Origin of the sequence: Variovorax dokdonensis (genome assembly GCF_030316895.1) — a bacterium.
Classification (GTDB): Bacteria; Pseudomonadota; Gammaproteobacteria; order Burkholderiales; family Burkholderiaceae_C; genus Variovorax; species Variovorax dokdonensis.
The window spans coordinates 1,325,882-1,343,181 of sequence record NZ_JASZYV010000001.1 but is presented as its reverse complement, the minus strand read 5'-3'; the positions used below and the strand labels follow the sequence as shown (position 1 = coordinate 1,343,181).

Annotated in this window: 18 protein-coding genes; 5 read left to right on the top strand and 13 right to left on the bottom strand. The window is 66.7% G+C overall.

All coding sequences use genetic code 11. The annotated features are described in order from the left end of the window. The first annotated feature begins 15 nt into the window (after positions 1 to 15). Entirely contained in the window at positions 16 to 864 is an 849-nt protein-coding gene (locus QTH91_RS06260; RefSeq protein ID WP_286659142.1) for a bifunctional methylenetetrahydrofolate dehydrogenase/methenyltetrahydrofolate cyclohydrolase, read from the top strand. A 16-nt stretch (positions 865 to 880) separates the two neighbouring features. Here the strand turns inward: QTH91_RS06260 and QTH91_RS06255 are convergent, their stop codons facing one another. From QTH91_RS06255 to QTH91_RS06220, 8 genes are read right to left on the bottom strand one after another with little or no spacing between them, the layout of a single operon-like run. Then, positions 881 to 2,053 carry a PP2C family protein-serine/threonine phosphatase gene (locus QTH91_RS06255; RefSeq protein WP_286659141.1) on the bottom strand — a complete coding sequence of 391 codons (1,173 nt, stop codon included), beginning with the start codon at positions 2,051 to 2,053 and terminating at the stop codon, positions 881 to 883. Then, on the bottom strand, positions 2,050 to 2,991 hold the full coding sequence (locus tag QTH91_RS06250; protein WP_286659140.1) for a patatin-like phospholipase family protein: 942 nt from the start codon (positions 2,989 to 2,991) through the stop codon (positions 2,050 to 2,052). Before QTH91_RS06250 ends, QTH91_RS06255 begins: the two co-directional genes overlap by 4 nt. Beyond that, the gene (locus tag QTH91_RS06245; protein WP_286659139.1) at positions 2,957 to 3,853 is read right to left on the bottom strand and encodes a patatin-like phospholipase family protein; all 897 of its coding nucleotides are present in this window, start codon (positions 3,851 to 3,853) and stop codon (positions 2,957 to 2,959) included. The genes QTH91_RS06250 and QTH91_RS06245 overlap by 35 nt, the downstream gene beginning before the upstream one ends. 23 nt (positions 3,854 to 3,876) lie before the next feature. Further along, positions 3,877 to 4,224 carry an STAS domain-containing protein gene (locus QTH91_RS06240; RefSeq protein ID WP_286659138.1) on the bottom strand — a complete coding sequence of 116 codons (348 nt, stop codon included), beginning with the start codon at positions 4,222 to 4,224 and terminating at the stop codon, positions 3,877 to 3,879. A gap of 33 nt (positions 4,225 to 4,257) precedes the next feature. Further along, complete coding sequence (locus QTH91_RS06235) at positions 4,258 to 4,710, bottom strand: ATP-binding protein (protein WP_286659137.1); 453 nt, start codon at positions 4,708 to 4,710, stop codon at positions 4,258 to 4,260. Continuing rightward, positions 4,700 to 6,163 (bottom strand): ATP-binding protein, encoded by a 1,464-nt coding sequence (locus tag QTH91_RS06230; protein WP_286659136.1) that lies wholly within the window; start codon positions 6,161 to 6,163, stop codon positions 4,700 to 4,702. Before QTH91_RS06230 ends, QTH91_RS06235 begins: the two co-directional genes overlap by 11 nt. After that, entirely contained in the window at positions 6,160 to 6,534 is a 375-nt protein-coding gene (locus QTH91_RS06225) for a response regulator (RefSeq protein ID WP_286659135.1), read from the bottom strand. The genes QTH91_RS06230 and QTH91_RS06225 overlap by 4 nt, the downstream gene beginning before the upstream one ends. Next, positions 6,506 to 9,274, bottom strand: coding sequence for an ATP-binding protein (locus tag QTH91_RS06220; RefSeq protein ID WP_286659134.1), 2,769 nt, complete (start codon positions 9,272 to 9,274; stop codon positions 6,506 to 6,508). Before QTH91_RS06220 ends, QTH91_RS06225 begins: the two co-directional genes overlap by 29 nt. 143 nt (positions 9,275 to 9,417) lie before the next feature. On the opposite strand from QTH91_RS06220, the gene QTH91_RS06215 reads away from it, so the two are divergent. The 3 genes from QTH91_RS06215 (at position 9,418) to QTH91_RS06205 (ending at position 12,914) form a co-directional block, all read left to right on the top strand. Continuing rightward, complete coding sequence (locus QTH91_RS06215; RefSeq protein WP_286659133.1) at positions 9,418 to 9,930, top strand: GNAT family N-acetyltransferase; 513 nt, start codon at positions 9,418 to 9,420, stop codon at positions 9,928 to 9,930. Between the two features lie 130 nt (positions 9,931 to 10,060). After that, positions 10,061 to 12,121 carry a M3 family metallopeptidase gene (locus QTH91_RS06210; RefSeq protein WP_286659132.1) on the top strand — a complete coding sequence of 687 codons (2,061 nt, stop codon included), beginning with the start codon at positions 10,061 to 10,063 and terminating at the stop codon, positions 12,119 to 12,121. A gap of 115 nt (positions 12,122 to 12,236) precedes the next feature. Next, complete coding sequence (locus tag QTH91_RS06205; protein WP_286659131.1) at positions 12,237 to 12,914, top strand: glutaredoxin family protein; 678 nt, start codon at positions 12,237 to 12,239, stop codon at positions 12,912 to 12,914. Positions 12,915 to 12,918: 4 nt separating this feature from the next. On the opposite strand, the gene rpiA is transcribed toward QTH91_RS06205, so the two are convergent. Next, the gene (gene rpiA / locus QTH91_RS06200; protein WP_286659130.1) at positions 12,919 to 13,605 is read right to left on the bottom strand and encodes a ribose-5-phosphate isomerase RpiA; all 687 of its coding nucleotides are present in this window, start codon (positions 13,603 to 13,605) and stop codon (positions 12,919 to 12,921) included. 44 nt (positions 13,606 to 13,649) lie between these two features. On the opposite strand from rpiA, the gene QTH91_RS06195 reads away from it, so the two are divergent. After that, positions 13,650 to 14,720: a quinone-dependent dihydroorotate dehydrogenase gene (locus QTH91_RS06195; RefSeq protein ID WP_286659129.1), complete on the top strand. Its 1,071-nt coding sequence runs from the start codon at positions 13,650 to 13,652 to the stop codon at positions 14,718 to 14,720. 55 nt (positions 14,721 to 14,775) lie between these two features. Here QTH91_RS06195 and QTH91_RS06190 read toward each other — a convergent pair whose 3' ends face one another. The 4 genes from QTH91_RS06190 to QTH91_RS06175 form a co-directional block, all read right to left on the bottom strand. Continuing rightward, positions 14,776 to 15,486, bottom strand: coding sequence for a phage holin family protein (locus QTH91_RS06190; protein ID WP_286659128.1), 711 nt, complete (start codon positions 15,484 to 15,486; stop codon positions 14,776 to 14,778). A gap of 97 nt (positions 15,487 to 15,583) precedes the next feature. Next, positions 15,584 to 15,895 carry an ElaB/YgaM/YqjD family protein gene (locus QTH91_RS06185; protein WP_286659127.1) on the bottom strand — a complete coding sequence of 104 codons (312 nt, stop codon included), beginning with the start codon at positions 15,893 to 15,895 and terminating at the stop codon, positions 15,584 to 15,586. A gap of 101 nt (positions 15,896 to 15,996) precedes the next feature. After that, on the bottom strand, positions 15,997 to 17,094 hold the full coding sequence (locus QTH91_RS06180; RefSeq protein WP_286659126.1) for an NAD(P)/FAD-dependent oxidoreductase: 1,098 nt from the start codon (positions 17,092 to 17,094) through the stop codon (positions 15,997 to 15,999). A 48-nt stretch (positions 17,095 to 17,142) separates the two neighbouring features. Next, positions 17,143 to 17,292 (bottom strand): hypothetical protein, encoded by a 150-nt coding sequence (locus QTH91_RS06175; protein WP_286659125.1) that lies wholly within the window; start codon positions 17,290 to 17,292, stop codon positions 17,143 to 17,145. Positions 17,293 to 17,300 lie beyond the last annotated feature (8 nt).

Here is a 17,300-nt window from a genome sequence, read left to right as displayed (position 1 = left end):
CTGCAAGAGCACACCATGACAGCCCAACTAATCGACGGCAATGCCCTGGCACGCAGCATTCGTGAGGAAGTCGCCGGCCGCACCGCGGCGCTGAAGGCACGCGGCATTCATCCGCATCTCCGGATCATCCTCGTGGGTGAGGACCCGGCCAGCCAGGTCTACACCAAGCACAAGGTCAGCGACAGCACGGCCACCGGCCTCGACGCCAAGCTCGAGGTCTACCCCGCCGACCTGTCCGAAGCAGACCTGCTCGCGCGCATTCGCACGCTCAACGCCGATGCCAGCGTGCACGGCATCCTGGTCCAACTTCCGCTGCCCGCGCACATGGACAGCCAGAAGGTCATCGAGACCATCTCGCCCGTCAAGGACGTCGACGGCTTCCACGTGGCCAGCGCCGGCGCGCTCATGACGGGAGCACCGGGCTTTCGCCCCTGCACACCGTACGGCTGCATGAAGATGATCGAGTCGATCGGCTATTCGCTGCGCGGCAAGCATGCGGTGGTGATCGGCCGCAGCAACATCGTCGGCAAGCCGATGGCGATGATGCTGCTCGCGCAAAGCGCCACGGTCACCATCTGCCACAGCGCTACCGCCGACCTCGGTGCCATCACGCGTCAGGCCGATGTGGTGGTGGCCGCGGTGGGCAAGCGCAATGTGCTGACCGCCGACATGGTCAAGCCGGGCGCGGTGGTGATCGACGTCGGAATGAACCGCAACGACGAAGGCAAGCTGTGCGGCGATGTCGACTTCGAAGGTGTGAGCAAGGTGGCGGGCTGGATCACGCCGGTGCCGGGTGGCGTCGGCCCCATGACGCGCGCGATGCTTCTGGTCAACACCCTGGAAGCCGCCGAGCGCCAATCCTGAAGCGCACGCCGCGCGGTCAGGTACGCACCAGCGCCAGCAGCGTGATGTCGTCGCTGGCGACTTCCGGGCCGCCCTCGAGCGCGCGCGAAATGCCGAGCGCCAGCGTGTTCGCCTCTCGATGGCCATCGGCCATGAGCGCATCGAGGCGATCGACCGCCAGGTCGCCGCTCGCTTCCAGGGCTTCGGTCAAACCATCGCTGAAGGCGACGAGCATGTCGTTCGGCCCCATCGATACCTGGTGAATGTGCCAGGCCGGGCCGGCCACCAGACCCAGCGCCGGCCCACTGACCTCCAGCGCGACGACGCCGGGGGCCCCTTGGCCGCCACGCCGCAGCAAAGGCAGTTCATGGCCCGCATTCAAATACGTCAGCGTGCCGCCTTGGGGCTCGAGCAGCGCCACGAAGGCGGTTGCAAACATGTTCTCCTGGCCATGCACGCTGGCGATGTAGTCGTTGGTCGCGCCCACGCATCGTTGCAGCACATCATGTGGCGCAGCGCCCGGCGCAAGTTGCTGGGCCGTCACGCGGAGCAACGTGCGGAAGAGCGCCATGTACAAGGCCGCGCCCACACCCTTGTCGCAGACATCCGCCACCACCAGCATGCATTGCCCGTCGGGCAGCACGAAGGCGTCGTAGAAGTCGCCGCCCACGTGGCGCGCCGGTCTGCAGAAGGCAGCCAGGCTCCAGCCTGGAACCGACGGCAACTGTGCCGGCAGAAAGCCTTGCTGAATGCGATGGCCGATCTCCATCTCGCGCGAGAGGGCTGCCAAGAGTTGCGCCTGCTGGTCCTGCAGGCGCTTCTTGACCAACGACGCCTCCACCCTCGCCTGCAGCACCCTGGGATTGAACGGCTTGGTGAGGTAATCGTCGGCGCCGAGTTCCAGACAGCGCACCACGCTCTCGGCTTCGTCGATGGCCGACACCATCACCACCGGCAATTGCGCCAGCCGAGGATCGGCGCGGATGTGGCCCAGGGTTTCGTAGCCGTCCATCTGCGGCATCGTGATGTCCAGCAGCACCAGGTCCCATTCGTCCTGGGCCAGCTTGGCCAGCGCATCGCGTCCGTCCACCGCCGCCACACCTTCGTGGCCCAGGCGCTGTACGCGACGGATGAGCAAGTCTCGATTGAGGTCCAGGTCGTCCACGACCAGGACGCGGACGGGCCGGCTCGAAACCAGCGCCGCGCTCATGACGCCATCTCCGCCGCTTTGGGCGTTGCGATCAGTCGCTGCAGATAGGGAATTTCTCGCTCCATGGCGGCGACGCCGCGCTCGACCAGATAGGGCACCAGATGCACGTCACCCAGGCCGACCCGGCGCTGGATGTCAGGAAAGATGGCCAGCGTCTCGGCATGATGAGTGAGGTTGTAGAAGCCGTACTGCGCCCGATACAGCCGGTTGACCAGCAGCGTCGTGAGCTGGCGCACCAGCCCCATGCCGGACTGGAACTCGGTTTCCAGCGCATCCTCGAAGCCCACCGCGATGATGATGTCGGCCCCTTCGCGAATCGCGACATTCAGCGGCAGCGGATTGCACACGCCGCCATCGACCAGGGTACGACCTGCCAGCTCCCAGGGCGGCAGGATCAGCGGCATCGCGATCGTGGCCCGGATGCCGTCTGACAGCATGCCGCTGGACAGGATCACTTCCTCGCCCGAGATGAAATCGGTGGCGACAAGCCGCAGGGGCACCGGCAGGTCTTCGATGCGCAAGTCGTTCGCGAAGCCCTGCAAGGCCGCGTTGATCCTGCGGTCGCGGATGATGCTGGCGCGCTGGTCGAAGCGCAGCATGCGCGGAAAGACGGCGCTGAGCACCGCGCGATAGTCCACTTCGTCGAAGGCGCCGTCCCATCCGCGTGCGAAGCGCGCGGCCGCGACATCGGCCGCATCGGCGGGTTGTGCACCAGTCCCGCATTGCGCCAGCCAGGCCGCGCAGAACGCACCGCCACTGCAGGCAACGATCAGATCCGGAACGATGCCGTGGCGCTGCAACACCTTCACAACGCCGAACGCCGCGGCGCACTTGAGCGAGCCGGCACCCAGCACGAGCGCCACCTTGCGCCGTGCCGGCGCCTTCGGGGAGACCTCCGCGCCCTCAGGCGACCTGGGCAATTCGAGCACGGTCCGCATTGAGCAAGGAATGCAGATAGGGCAACTGCTGCAAGGTCGCCTGCTCGCCCTCGTCGATGATGTAGGGAACCATGGCGGTGTCGAAAAGCTTCACCCGATGCTTGAACTGCGGCAGGATCAGGATCAACTCCGAGTGATGCGCCGCGCTGTGGAAGGCCAGCCGCGAGCGCAGCAGGTTGTTGGCCAGGATGGCGCTGAGCTGGAAGGCAAAGCGACCCGCACTGCTGATCCGTTCCTGGTACGGGTTCTCGAAGCCCACCGCCACGATGACACGGCTGCCGTGCCTCATCGCCACGCTCACCGGCAAGGGGTCGGAGAGGTAGCCGTCGACCAACAGGCGCTCGCCGATGCGCACCGGCTCGAAGGCCAGCGGCAGCGACAAGCTGGCACGGATGGCATCCACCATCGATCCGCGCGACAACTCCACCAACTCTCCGTTGGCAAAGTCGGTCGCGGTGATGTGCAGCGGGATCGGTGTGTCCTCGATGCGCCGGTCCCCGAACACGGCCCGCAGCTTCTCACGCAGCATGCGGTCGTTGCGCAGCCCGAAGTTGTCGGCACGAAAGCCGAACAGGCGCGGCGCCACGACCCTCAGCAGGCCCATGACGTTGCGCTGCGAGGTGATGTCGCGGGTCCAGGTTCGGATGGTCAGATCGCGCGACGTTTCGGTGTCGTAGCCCAAGGCCACCAGCGTCGCAAAGAGCGCGCCCGCGCTGCAGCCCACCACCCGGTCGATGCCGATGCCCGCGTCCGCCAGCGCCTTGACGACGCCGATGGCCGCCGCGCACTTGACGCTGCCCGATCCGATGACCAGCGTGACTTTCGGCAGTGAGTCGTCCGAGTCGACGTTCTTGTGATGCACGATGCGCTCCTTTGGGAGGTTGTTCAGTCTGCGTCGCCGAAACTGGCCACCGCGCTGGGCACGTCGGTATAGACCTTCAGGATCGCGGTAAAGCCGGCGATCGACAGCACCCGTTCGACCTGGGGCTGCAGTGCTGCAAGCCGGAGATCACCCCCCGCGCGCCGGCATTCCTTGACGGTGATGAGCAGTGAGCGCAGCCCGGCGCTGCTCGTGTAGTTGACCTGCGCGAAGTCGGCGACCAGGCGTTGCCGCCCCTCGCCAATGGGCAACGCAAAGGCGCTGGTGAGCTGGTCGGCATTGAGGCTGTCCACGCTGCCGGTGATGCTCAGCACCAGAACGTCATCAGGATGCGGGGTGATCGCGATTTCCACTTCTCTTCTCCTACTCAGACTTGAATTCGTGTGTCAGCTCACCGGCGGCAGGTGCTTTTCGATCACAAGCACGTTGCCCAGCGCCGGGTCGCGCCGATAGTCGACGCGGTCGGCCAGTTGTCGAATCAGATGAACGCCCAGGCCTCCGATCTCGCGGTCCATCGCATCGAGCAATGGATCGGGCGGTTCGGCGGCCAGCGGGTCGAAGGGAATGCCGCGATCCTGCAGAACGAGTTCGACGCCACGGTGCGTGCATCGAACGCGCAACAGCAACGTGCCGTCCGCGCCTTCAGGGTAGGCGTGGCGCATGATGTTCACGCATGCCTCCTCGGCCATCAGAAGCAGGTCGTGTGCCATGTCCTGAGGCGCATCCATGTGCGCGCAGGCCTCGCGCACCATGTCGAGCAGCGGCGGCAACTCACCGAGCGTCGCCGGGCAGCTGCGCTGCCGCTGCCAGGGCGCGACAAGCGGTGATTCACCTTTCATCGACGCCTCCCCACAGTGTGGCGGGACCTGTGTCCGCAGGCAGCGTGACGACTTCCTCGTTGGTGACTTGCGCAAGCTGCTGCGGCAGGCGCAGCCGGAAGCAGGAGCCCCGGCCGGGCTCACTGCTCACGTCAAGTTCCCCGCCGAGCAGGTGCGCGAGTCGCCGCCCGATGGCCAGTCCCAGGCCGCTGCCGCCAAACGACCGTGTGCTGCCGCTGTCGGCCTGCACGAAGGGTTGGAACACGTGGGCGACCTGCTCCTGGCTCATGCCGATGCCGGTGTCCTGCACCTCGAACAGCACGCCGCGGCCACCATCGATGTGCATGAGGCTGGCCCGCAGTTCGACCTGACCGGAGCGTGTGAACTTGGCGGCGTTGGCCAGCAGGATGTGAAGCACCTGCCGCAGGCGTTGCGGATCGGTGCGCATGATGGCCGGCGCGTCGCCGCAGCGCACCGTGAGCTGGTTCTCGTTGGCCTGCATCGCGCTCTTGACCGAATCGACCACCTGAGCCAGCAAGTTGGGTACATCGCAGTCCTGCAGGTGCAGTTCGACCTTGCCGGCATCCAGGCGAGAGAGGTCCAGCACGTCGTTGATCATGCCCAGCAGGTGCCGCGCCGATTGGCGGATGCGCTGGACGTCCTCCAGCGCGCCGGGGTCGACGCCGGCGTCTCGCAAGTCTTCGTCCAGCAGGTCGGCGTAGCCGATCACGGCATTGAGCGGCGTGCGCAGTTCGTGGCTCATGTTGGCCAGGAAGGCACTCTTGGCGCGGTTGGCCACCTCGGCCTCCTGGCGCGCACGCTCCAGGTGGATGGCCTGCGCCTCGATCTGGGCATTGCGCTCCCGAAGTGCCCGCCGCGTGCGGCCGGCACGACGGGCCTGGATATGCATGGCAAAGCCCCACACCATGAGCTGCACCGCAAACGTACAAGCCGAGACGATGGTCGGCCACCACGCCAGCTGGGGCATGAATCGCCAATCATTGGCCATGCCCCCCAGCGCCATGCCCAGCAGAACGGCCGGCAGATTGCGCAGGGCCAGCCTGCCGCCACCGATGCTCAGGCTGGAGCCCGTCACGCCGAAGCAGAAGACGACGATGCACCACGGACTGAAGTTCGCCAGCGCCGCGTACAAGCCCAGCAGGCATGAGTCGACAGAAAGCGCCACGTACTCGCGCCGCTTGATGCCCACTGTCGGGCCGTGCGTGGCCAGCAAGAAGGCCAGGTGCGGCCACAGCAACGAGACGGCCATGACGCCCCACAGCGCTGGCGTGGCCGGCGGCTGCTCCAGAAAGATGGACAACAGCAGCAGTGCGCTCAGCAGGTGTGCCCCCACGCGCACCGGGTAAGTCAGCCTTGGCAAGCGCAACGCCTTTTCGCGGGCGTCTGCGTCCGCGGCGCCGGCGTGCGGCGGCGGCCAGACGGGTTCGCTCGCGATCGGCGAGGTGGAACTCATGCACCCGTCCTGCCGAGCAGGGCTTCAATCTTGCCGAGCAGACGTTCGAACTCGATGGGCTTGGTGTCGAACTCATCGCAGCCCGCCTCCAGCGCCCGTTCGCGGTCGCCGGACATCGCATGGGCCGTCAGTGCGATCACCGGAATGTGGCGCAATTGCGGATCTGCCTTGAGTCGGCGCGTGGCCTCCCAGCCGTCGATGATCGGCAGGCTCATGTCCATCAGCACCAGTTGGGGCTGCCCGTCGCGAACGGCCACCAGCGCCTGTTCGCCGTCGACGGCCATCGCGACCTCGTAACCGCGCCGCATGAGCCGACGCGAGAGCATGTCGCGATTGAGCTCGTTATCCTCGACGAGCAGGATTCTGGCCATGCGCCCTCTCCTCCTGGTGGTTCATTGAAAGCGGCAGGAACACCGAATAGCGCGAACCGCGCTCGCGGCTGGACTCGGCCTCGAAGCGGCCACCCATGCGTTCGCACAGGCCGCGCGCCAGCGCAAGCTGCAGCCCCGGGTCCGTCTGCCCCGCGCCGATCGCCTCGAAAGCGAGCGCATCGTCGGGCGCCTGGAAGGGTGCCAGCGCCTGGCGCAGGGCTGCCTCCGAAACGCCGGGAGCGTTGTCGCGCACCTGCACTTCCACCCAGTTCCCGTCAGGCGGACGGGGCACGATGAAGATCGACAGGCGATCGCCGCCCCGGTTCGCATGGCTGACCAGCGCCAGCAGCAGTTGCTTGAGGCGTGTACGGTCCGCGCGCACCAGGAGCACCACGCCGCGCTCCACCTGGATGCTGTTGGCCCGGCGCCGGCATGACTGCTGCGAGGCCGCTGCCACTTCCGTCAGCACCGCGTCGAGCGCCACGTCTTCGATCTTCATCGGCAGTTCGCCGCGCTCCAGGCTCGCATGGTCGAGCACGGTGTCGATCATCGACAGCAGCGTGTGCCCCGATTCGCGAATGCTGCGCGCGGCCACTGCCACATCGGCGGGTTCGCGCCGCGAGGCCGCGTCTTCCAGCAACAGATCGGCGTAGCCAAGGATGCCGGTGAGCGGCGTGCGCATGGCGTGGCTCATGCTCGACAGGAAGCGCGACTTCGCCTCGCTCGCCGCCTCGGTGGCGGCCTGCGCCTGGCGCAAGTCGCTGATATCGACCACGCCGGCGATCATGCATGTGCGGCCGCCGTAGCTCAGGTTGTGGGCAGACACCCGGCCCCAGAACTCGCTGCCGTCCGCGCGCAGGAAGCGAAGCTCATGTCCTGTGACGGAACCGTTGGCGCGCAGGGCCGCGCTGAGCTTTTCGCCGTCGACGCTGTGCGCCGCGTACAGGCGCTGCATCGACAAGCCGATCAGTTGCAGCGGCTGGTAGCCGAACAACTCCTCGCTGCGCGGACCGGCCAGCAGGATGTGGTCGTCGCTGCCACGCCAGAGGATGAGGAAGATCGGTGCGGCCTCCACCACGGCGCGAATGCGCTCGTCCTGCGCGTCGGCGGCCGATGGGGCGGGCGGGCGATAGAGCTTGTTCGGCTCGTCGGCGTTCGCATCCGAGGTCCGCGCCAAGGCGGTGGCCTTGCGCTCGTACCAGCTGGCGGCCACCTGGTCCTGCAAGGTCGGAAACTCGCGTAGAACGCTGGCGAGGAAACGGCTGCCCTCGCCGGGCTGGCTGGTCACCGTGAGGTCGCCGCCCATCATCCGGCACAGGCGACGGCTGATCGCCAGGCCCAGGCCGGTCCCGCCGTACTTGCGGCTCGTCTCCGAGCTGGCTTGAACGAAGGGCTGGAAGAGCCGCTCCATCTGCTCCGGGGTCATGCCGATGCCGCTGTCGACCACTTCGAACACGACCAGGGGCCTGCCATGTTCATTGCGCCCTTCTCGGGAATGCAGCGCGATCGTCCCGCCGTGCGTGAACTTGGCCGCGTTGCTCAGCAGATTGAACAGCACCTGCCGCAAACGCGTCTGGTCGGTCCGCACGATGCCCAGCCCGGGCTGGGTGTGCAATTGCAGCGTGTTGCCGTTGGCGGCCACCAGTGGATGCGCGGTCGACGCAACAAGATCGACCAGCTCGGCCACTTCGAAAGGCTCGGCATGCAGCTCGATCTTGCCGGCCTCCACCTTGGACAGGTCGAGCACGTCGTTGATCAGGCCGAGCAGGTGCTTGGCCGCGCCGCGGATGCGGCCAAGGTCGCCCAGCATCCGCTGCGAGTCTTCGCGATCGGCAAGGTCTTCCTCCAGCATTTCGGCATATCCGATCACGGCGTTGAGCGGCGTGCGCAGCTCGTGGCTCATGTTGGCCAGGAAGGTGCTTTTGGTGCGGTTGGCGGCCTCGGCCTGTTCGCGCGCGCTCTCGGCCTGCTCCTGCGCGGCCTGGGCCGACACACGCTCGGCATCGGCGACGCGGCGCGCCTCTTCCAGTGCCCGGCTTTGCCGCTCGATGACCCGGTTGCGCTCGCGCAGTTCATGGTGGGCACGATGGGCGAGCCTGGCCTGCTGGTACGACCGCAACCCGAAATTGAGGATGAACAGGACCGTGGCCGCTGCCGCGACACCATAGGTGCGCAGCGACAGCTCGCCGCCCACTTCGTAGCCGGTGACCGCGCCACCGGCAGCCATGCCCAGGGCAGCCATCAGCACGCAACGAACCGCGAACCGTTCGCCGCCCACCGCCACGTCGGCCGTGGTCAAGGCCGCCAGGAAAGCCAGCGAGATCCACGGCGGAAATCCGATCGTGGACGCCCACACGCCGAAGATCAGGCTGTCGCCGTAGAGGCAGCGCAGTTCGGTGGCCTTGCTGTCCGACGCATTGCGACTGAGGAAGTAGGCGGCGAAAGGCCAGACGACCGTGCTGACGAACAGCAAAAGCCAAGGCCAGCCCGTCTGCCCCCGGTCCAGCAGGGCCGACGCGTAGGTGAATCCCGTCAGCCAGTGGCCCGCAAGCCGGACCCCGAAGTTCAGCCGAACAATGGGGTGAACGGCCCGTCCCGGCGATGGGACAGCCTGTGAAGCCTGAGCACTGCTCTCCTCTAGCTCTTCTTCGTCTTCGGCGCCGGTGGCCGGGGCGTGGGGGCCGGCACCGGATGCCGCAACCGCCTGCCGATCGAGCACCGCCGGATTCGCACGTTCCATTGGGGGCCCAGTCGCCGGGAAAAAATTAACGCGAAATTGTTACTCATAGCAAACCTGGTCGGCTACGATTCGTCCGCCGTGGGCCGAAGTGTTGCCACCGATCAACATTCGCACATAACAACATTGACAGAATCGACAAATTTGTGGATGCGCCAGACGTCAATGACCGCCCTACCGTCTTCGTGCGGCGGGTTCGCCCGGAAGACGCGCAGACGATGCGCGGCTTTCTCATGGGCCTGAGCGCGCGCTCGCGCCGCGAGAGGTTCCATGCGGCGGTTAACGGCGATTCACCCAAGCTGGTCGGCTATCTGGTCAGTGCGGACGGCGAGCGCCACGCCGGCTGGGTGGCTTGCGTCTGGGGTCCCCACGGCGAACAGATCGTGGGCGAAGCCGGCTGGAACGTGGTGAACCACGAGGCCCAGTCCGCCGAACTCGCCTTAAGCGTGCTCGACAACTGGCGTGGCAGCGGCGTGGCCAATCGCCTGATGGACGCCTTGATGCAGGGTGCCCGCAATGCCGGCTTGCACCACATCTACGGCGACGTCTGGGACGCCAACGCCCGCATGTTGGCGTTCATGCGCCGCCACGGCCTCGAAGAAGGCTGGGACGAACCTCCGGAACCGGGCATCGTGCGCGTGAGCTGCCGCTTCGAATAGCGGGCGGCGCAAGCCGCCAGCGCTGCGGCACCGGTGCAAGCAGCGCCCTGGGTGCGACTGTGCCCTTGCGTTCTCTGGCATTCTTGAGCCTGGTTCTTGAACACCCCTGGCACCGCCCAATCTGTAACCCATGAGCAACCCACTCCTCGACTTCACCGACCTGCCCTTGTTCGACCAGATTCGTCCGGAGCACGTCGCGCCCGCGATCGACCAGCTGCTCGAGCAATCCGAGGCAGCCCTGCAGAAGGTCACGGCGCCGGAGTTCCCGGCCGACTGGCGGGCCATCGCCCAGCAACTCGACGTGGCGGTCGAACGCCTGGGCCGCGCATGGGGCGCCGTGGGGCACCTCAACTCGGTGGCCGACACGCCCGCACTGCGCGCCGCCTACAACGAGGCCATGCCGCGGGTCACCGCCTTCTGGACACGCCTGGGCTCTGACGAGCGGCTCTATGCCAAGTACAAGGCCATCGACCCGGCAACGCTCAATGCGGAGCAGAAGCAGGCCCATGCCAACGCCATGCGCAACTTCGTTCTTGGCGGCGCCGAGCTTCAGGGCGAGGCCAAGGAACGCTTCGCGCAGATCCAGGAGCGCGCCGCCGAAGCCAGCCAGAAGTTCAGCGAGAACGCCCTGGACGCCACCGATGCCTTCGCCTACTACGCCACCGAGGAAGAACTCGAAGGCGTGCCACAGGACGTGGTGGCGGCCGCGCGCGCTGCCGCCCAGGCCGAGGGCAAGGAAGGCTACAAGCTCACGCTCAAGATGCCCTGCTACCTGCCGGTGATGCAGTTCGCCGTGAGCAGCCAGCTGCGCGAGACGCTCTATCGCGCCTACGCGACCCGTGCCAGCGAACTGGGCGATCCGACGTTCGACAACACCGCGCTGATCCAGGAGATCCTCGCGCTGCGCCAGGAAGAGGCGCATCTGCTGGGCTACCCCAATTTCGGTGAGCTTTCGCTCGTGCCGAAGATGGCCCAGTCGGCCAAGGAGGTGACCGACTTTCTGCGCGACCTCGCGGCCAAGGCCCGCCCGTTCGCCCTGAAGGACCTGGCCGACCTGCGCAGCTTTGCCGCCGAGCAACTCGGCATCGCCGATCCCCAGCCCTGGGACTGGAGCTACATCGGCGAAAAGCTCAAGGAAGCCCGCTATGCCTTCAGCGAGCAGGAGGTCAAGCAGTACTTCACCGCGCCGAAAGTCCTCGCCGGCCTCTTCAAGATCGTCGAGACGCTGTTCGAGGTCTCGATCCGCCGCGACACCGCGCCGGTATGGAACCCGGGCGTGGAGTTCTATCGCATCGAGCGCAGCACGCCGCAGGGCGTGCAGAAGGTCGGCCAGTTCTACCTCGACCCCGCCGCCCGTGCCGGGAAGCGCGGCGGCGCCTGGATGGACGATGTGCGCGCCCGCTGGCTGCGTCCGGACGACGGCCGCCTCCAGACGCCCGTGGCGCATCTGGTCTGCAACTTCGCCGAAGGCGTGCAAGGCAAGCCGCCCCTGCTCACGCACGATGACGTGATCACGCTCTTCCACGAAACCGGCCACGGCCTGCACCACATGCTCACGCAAGTGAGCGAGCGCGACGTGTCGGGGATCAGCGGCGTCGAGTGGGATGCTGTGGAACTGCCCAGCCAGTTCATGGAAAACTTCTGCTGGGAATGGGAGGTGCTCAGGCACATGACCGCCCACGTCGACACCGGCGAGCCTCTGCCCCGCGATCTGTACGACAAGATGATCGCGGCCAAGAACTTCCAAAGCGGCCTGCAGACGCTGCGCCAAATCGAGTTCTCGCTGTTCGACATGCTGCTGCATACGGAGTACGACGCCACCAAGGCCGAGCCGGGCGGTGTGATGGATCTGCTGCGCAAGGTTCGCGACGAGGTTGCGGTCATGCCTTCCGCCCCCTTCAGCCGCACGCCCAACACCTTCTCCCACATCTTCTCGGGTGGCTATGCGGCCGGCTACTACAGCTACAAGTGGGCCGAGGTGCTCAGCGCCGACGCGTACGCCGCCTTCGAGGAAAGTGCAGATGAGCAAGGGCGCCCCAGCGTCGAGACTGGCAGACGCTACCGCACGGCCATCCTCGAAGCGGGCGGCAGCCGACCGGCCATCGAGTCGTTCAAGGCCTTCAGGGGTCGCGCGCCTCAGCTGGACGCGCTGATGCGCCATCAGGGGATGGTTGCGCCCACGCCGGCCTGACCTGAACACTTTCCACCGCCGAGGTAGTGCGGCGCAGTGGCGTTTTCGCGTCGCTGACGCCCGCGCCGTTCCTTATGGCGCTTGGCTAGACGGCGACGCTTGGCATACTGCCCGTATGCCCTGTACCACTTTGTCGCAATTTCCCCGCCTGTGGCGCGGCCCGCTGCTGTTGGGCGCTGCCGCGCTGTGCCTTGTTGGCGGCCCTGTCGGCGCTCAGGTCTATCGGCAGATCGACGCCAACGGCAGGGTGACCTTCAGCGACAAGCCTCCCACCTCGCAAGGTTCGGGCGCGCAGCCAGTGCCGTCGAATGCCGCCCCTTCGGCCGCCAACGGCCTCGCACAGTTGCCCTACGAACTGCGCCAGGTGGCTCAGCGCTATCCCGTGACGCTGTACACACGCAGCGAATGCCAGCCCTGCGACGCAGGCCGCAACCTGCTCACCACCCGCGGCGTGCCCTACACCGAGCGCACGGTCAACACGCCCGAGGACAACGCGGCATTGAGCCGCCAGACCGGACAAAGCGGCCTGCCGATGCTGACCATCGGATCGCAGCGGCTCGAAGGTTTTCTGGACAGCGAGTGGAGCCAATATCTGGATGCGGCCGGCTACCCGGCCAGCTCCCAGTTGCCGTCGGGCTACCGGCAGCCGGCCGCGGCACCGTTGGTCGCCGTTGCACCTGCACCTGCGGCCGTACCTGCCCCGGCAGCGGCCTCCGCGCCAGCAGCCCCGCCTTCAGCGCCTGCGCCCGTGCAAGGCCCCACGCCCGACAACCCGGCCGGCATCCGCTTCTAGAGAACTAGAAGGTCAATGTCTCGACGCCCCCGGGCGTGCCGAGCAGGCAGACGTGCGCGCGCTGCAACGCAAACACGCCGACGGTCAGTACGCCAGGCCACTGGCTGACCATCATCTCGAAATCATGCGGCCGCTCGATGCGAAGGCCCGTCACGTCGACGATGTGCTGGCCGTTGTCCGTCACCAAGGGCGCGCCATCGCGCAGGCGAACGACGCCATTGCCGCCCATCTCGGAGAACTGGCGGATCACCCTGGCGGTCGCCATCGGCACCACTTCCACCGGCAACGGAAATGCGCCCAGCACCTTCACGCGCTTGGACGCATCGGCAATGCAGACGAACCGGCGCGACTGGGCGGCCACGATCTTCTCGCGCGTGAGGGCTGCGCCGCCACCCTTGATCATGTGGCCGTGGCCATCGATCTCGTCGGCGCCGTCGATGTAGACGCCGAGTTCACCGACCTCGTTGCAATCAAACACCGGCACGCCGATGGCGCGCAGGCGCTCTGTCGAGGCCACGGAACTGGAGACCGCGCCACGAATGCTGTCCTTCACCGTCGCCAGCGCCTCGATGAACTTGTTGACCGTCGAGCCTGTGCCGACGCCGATGATGGTGCCGGGCTCGACATAGGCCAGGGCCGCGCGCGCGACCTGCGCCTTGAGTTCATCCTGGGTTGGGGCTGGGGAGTTCATCGGGGACAATCCTGGGCTTTGCTGCTAAGAGCCTGAATTATCCGATGTCGCTCGTCCCCTACGGCCTCACGCGCCCCTTCCTGTTCGGCATGGATGCCGAGCAGGCCCACGAGATCACCCTTGGCGCCCTGGCCCGCACACAGAACACGCCGCTGGCTTGCTTCTATTCGCAGGCTCGAACGGATGACCCGGTCCAGTTGGCTGGGCTGCATTTTCCGAACCGCGTTGGCCTGGCCGCTGGCCTGGACAAGAACGCACGCTGCATCGACGCCTTTTCGGCCATGGGCTTCGGCTTTGTCGAAGTGGGCACCGTCACCCCCAAGGCGCAACCGGGCAATCCGAAGCCTCGCATCTTCCGCCTGCCCGAGCGAGAGGCACTGATCAACCGCCTAGGCTTCAACAACGAGGGCCTGGACGCCTTCGTGCGTAACGTCCAGCAGGCCCGGTTCCGCAAGCGCGGCAACATCAAGGGCGGCAAACCCATGCTGCTGGGCCTGAACATCGGCAAGAACGCGGCCACGCCGATCGAGCGGGCCGTCGACGACTACCTGATCTGCCTCGAAGGCGTCTATCCGCACGCCGACTACGTCACCATCAATATCTCCAGCCCCAACACGGCCAACCTGCGCAGCCTGCAAAGCGACGAGGCGCTGGACGCCCTGCTCACGGCGCTCGCCCAACGGCGCGAGGCGCTGGCCGAGGCACAGGGGCGACGTGTTCCGCTGTTCGTGAAGATCGCGCCAGACCTCGATGAAGCGCAAGTGAGCCTCATCGCCGCCACGCTTCGGCGCACGGGCATGGACGGCGTGATTGCCACCAACACCACGCTGTCGCGCGATGCAGTCGCAGGGCTTCGCCATGCGGAAGAAGCCGGTGGACTGTCGGGCGCCCCCGTGCGCGAGGCCAGCAACCGGGTGATCGCCCAATTGCGCGCTGCGCTGGGCCCGGGCTTTCCGATCATTGGGGTCGGCGGCGTGATGAGCGGCCAGCATGCCAAGGACAAGCTCTCCGCCGGTGCTGACGTGGTGCAGATCTATACGGGACTGATCTACAAAGGGCCCGAGCTGGTGCGCGAAGTGGCTCGGGCGCTGGCCAGCCGGGGCAGTTCGAACTGAAGAAGAGCCGGCGGCCGTACCGCCGGACCATCAAACCCGTAGAAGCTCTGGCGCCTCAGCGCCGGAACTTCCATACGATGGGCGCCAACCAGGTCGCCAGCCGAATCACGCGGCGCGGCCGAACAACCGCAATGGCCGCGGCGGCGATGGCAGCCGATGCGACCGGATGGCTCTTCGCCAGCGCGGTCAACTGGGCGCCGATGTCCTGGCTCTGCTGCTCCTGCCGTGCAGCGCCGGAGCCCGGTGGGGGATGCTGCAAGGTGGCGATGCGCTCGCGCTGACGCTCCATGCGAGCCAGCAGTTCGGCGCGGTTTGCCGGACGCGGGGCACGCAGCGCCCGATTGGCCGGCCTCGAGCCGATCTGAGCCTGGATCCAGTGCCAGTCGCGAGCGAACTCCTGCTGCACGGCGTCGACGCCCGACGACTTGCGCTGCATCACCTTGAACAGGCCCAGCACAGCCAGCACCCAGATGACGAGCCAGACGATGGCCACTGCCCATGCGGCCGTGGTGCGTTGAGGCGTGTCCCAGTAGTTGACCACGACTGCCACCGACACCAACGCCACCGCCACGGTGGTGAGGCCGGCGACGGCCACCACCAGCAGCAGGAGAAGACGCAGGCGGTCGCGCTCTTCTTCCCAGGCAAAGCGCAGCAACTGCGCACGATCTTCCGCCGCCAAGGCCCCCTCGCCGGCGGCGATCTTCATCTGCTGAACTCGGCGGTCCAACCCGGTCAGCGCCAGGAGGCGCTTCGCCAAGGGACTCATCATCTGCATCCTCCCGTGCTCATGCGGGCCTCGGGCATGTCCGCCGGGCCTCGATTCGTCGCGCAACCTGCACGCTCCCTCATGGGGCGTGCGCCTTTCAGCGACGGCCGATCAGCACGCCGATCAGCACGCCCACGGCCAGCGCGGCGCCAGCGATCTGCCAAGGCTCGTCATGGGCGTAGGCATTGGCCGAATCAGCGGCTTCGCGAGCCTTCTTGGCGGCCAGCTTGCCCTTTTCGGATGCAAGCTCGCGCGCAATGGCCAGCTTGGCATCGACGCGCTGGCGCAGCGCCTTCACACGCGGGATCGACTCGAGCTCTTCGCTGGAAAGAACACCGCGCACATCGTTGGCGATGTCTTCCACGACCTGATTGGCGGCGGCCTCGAGGTTGGCACTAGAAGTTGACATTTTCTGATACTCCTTGATGTGGTTTGCGTCGTGCGGATCGCAGCGTTCACCCGAACGCGCGTCTCATCGCATGCACCGTCGCATGTTACATGCCTGCGAAATCAAGCGAGCATTTCTGCGACAAATCCGCCGATCGCGAGGCTGCTTGTCAGCCCGGGCGACTCGATGCCGAAGAGGTTGACGAGTCCCGGCACGCCATGCTGCGCAGGACCCTGAATGTCGAAGTCGCCCGCAGGTTGCCCGGGCCCCGATATCTTGGGCCGGATGCCCGCATAGCCGGGGCTCAAAGCGCCATCGGGCAAGGTCGGCCAGTACTTTCTGACCTCCGCATAGAAGGCCTCGCCTCGCGCGGGGTCCACCACCAGATCGTTGGGTGAATCGACCCACTGCACATCCGGCCCGAACTTGGCCTGTCCGCCCAGGTCGAGCGTCAGATGCACACCCAGCCCGCCCGGCTCCGGCACGGGGTAGATCAGGTGGCTGAAGGGCGCGCGGCCGCTGGCGACAAAGTAGTTGCCCTTGGCATACCAGGCCTGCGGTATGAACGATGGGGCAAGCCCTTCGAACATGCGTGCCAGCTGCGGCGCCGCCAGCCCCGCCGCATTGACGACGCGGGCACAGCGCAACGTCGTGCCGTCCTCGGCGTGCAAGTCGATGCTGCCGCCGTTGATTTGCGCGCGCGCGATGGGCGACATGAATGCGACCATGCCGCCTGCGTTCTCCAGATCTCCCTGCAAGGCAAGCATGAGCGCATGGCTGTCGACGATGCCCGTGCTGGGCGAATGCAGAGCGGCCACGCATTGAAGGTGCGGCTCCAGCGCCAGCGCCTCTTCGCGCGTGAGCAGCACCAGGTCATCCACACCGTTCGCCCGAGCCTTGGCGGCAATGGATGACAAGTCGGCTTCCTGGGCCTCGCTGGTCGCCACGATCAGCTTGCCGCACCGCCGATGCGCAACGCCGCGGTCCGCACAGTAGGCGTAGAGCATTTCCTTGCCCGCCACGCACAGGCGCGCCTTGAGCGAGCCCTGGGGGTAATAGATGCCTGCGTGAATGACTTCGCTGTTGCGCGAACTGGTGCCGGTGCCGATCGCGCCTTCGCGCTCGAGCACCATCACCTCGTGGCCCGCCAATGCCAGGGCACGCGCCACCGCCAGGCCGACAACGCCGGCCCCGATCACCGCACATTCGATGTGTTCCATGCGGTCGAGCTTAATGGCTGCGCGGCGCCGCGGGCCGGCATGCCCCGTTCAATGCGGCGGGGCGATGGGCTGCTCTGGGTCCTGAGGCTGCGCGGGCGGATTGGCCGGCCCCTGATCGGGTTCGACCGGCATCTCGCCGGGATCCTCTGGCGCGGGTCGGTGCATCTGTGGCATCGACGCGTTGTACAAATCGCTCATGATGTCCT

What these genes read in the sequence shown, in the direction of transcription:
- QTH91_RS06260 (WP_286659142.1), top strand. Translation starts at nt 16, where the DNA reads ATGACAGCCCAACTAATCGACGGCAATGCCCTGGCACGCAGCATTCGT.
- QTH91_RS06255 (WP_286659141.1), bottom strand. Translation starts at nt 2,053, where the DNA reads ATGAGCGCGGCGCTGGTTTCGAGCCGGCCCGTCCGCGTCCTGGTCGTG.
- QTH91_RS06250 (WP_286659140.1), bottom strand. Translation starts at nt 2,991, where the DNA reads ATGCGGACCGTGCTCGAATTGCCCAGGTCGCCTGAGGGCGCGGAGGTC.
- QTH91_RS06235 (WP_286659137.1), bottom strand. Translation starts at nt 4,710, where the DNA reads ATGAAAGGTGAATCACCGCTTGTCGCGCCCTGGCAGCGGCAGCGCAGC.
- QTH91_RS06230 (WP_286659136.1), bottom strand. Translation starts at nt 6,163, where the DNA reads ATGAGTTCCACCTCGCCGATCGCGAGCGAACCCGTCTGGCCGCCGCCG.
- QTH91_RS06225 (WP_286659135.1), bottom strand. Translation starts at nt 6,534, where the DNA reads ATGGCCAGAATCCTGCTCGTCGAGGATAACGAGCTCAATCGCGACATG.
- QTH91_RS06220 (WP_286659134.1), bottom strand. Translation starts at nt 9,274, where the DNA reads ATGGAACGTGCGAATCCGGCGGTGCTCGATCGGCAGGCGGTTGCGGCA.
- QTH91_RS06210 (WP_286659132.1), top strand. Translation starts at nt 10,061, where the DNA reads ATGAGCAACCCACTCCTCGACTTCACCGACCTGCCCTTGTTCGACCAG.
- QTH91_RS06205 (WP_286659131.1), top strand. Translation starts at nt 12,237, where the DNA reads ATGCCCTGTACCACTTTGTCGCAATTTCCCCGCCTGTGGCGCGGCCCG.
- rpiA (WP_286659130.1), bottom strand. Translation starts at nt 13,605, where the DNA reads ATGAACTCCCCAGCCCCAACCCAGGATGAACTCAAGGCGCAGGTCGCG.
- QTH91_RS06195 (WP_286659129.1), top strand. Translation starts at nt 13,650, where the DNA reads ATGTCGCTCGTCCCCTACGGCCTCACGCGCCCCTTCCTGTTCGGCATG.
- QTH91_RS06190 (WP_286659128.1), bottom strand. Translation starts at nt 15,486, where the DNA reads ATGAGTCCCTTGGCGAAGCGCCTCCTGGCGCTGACCGGGTTGGACCGC.
- QTH91_RS06185 (WP_286659127.1), bottom strand. Translation starts at nt 15,895, where the DNA reads ATGTCAACTTCTAGTGCCAACCTCGAGGCCGCCGCCAATCAGGTCGTG.
- QTH91_RS06180 (WP_286659126.1), bottom strand. Translation starts at nt 17,094, where the DNA reads ATGGAACACATCGAATGTGCGGTGATCGGGGCCGGCGTTGTCGGCCTG.
- QTH91_RS06175 (WP_286659125.1), bottom strand. Translation starts at nt 17,292, where the DNA reads ATGAGCGATTTGTACAACGCGTCGATGCCACAGATGCACCGACCCGCG.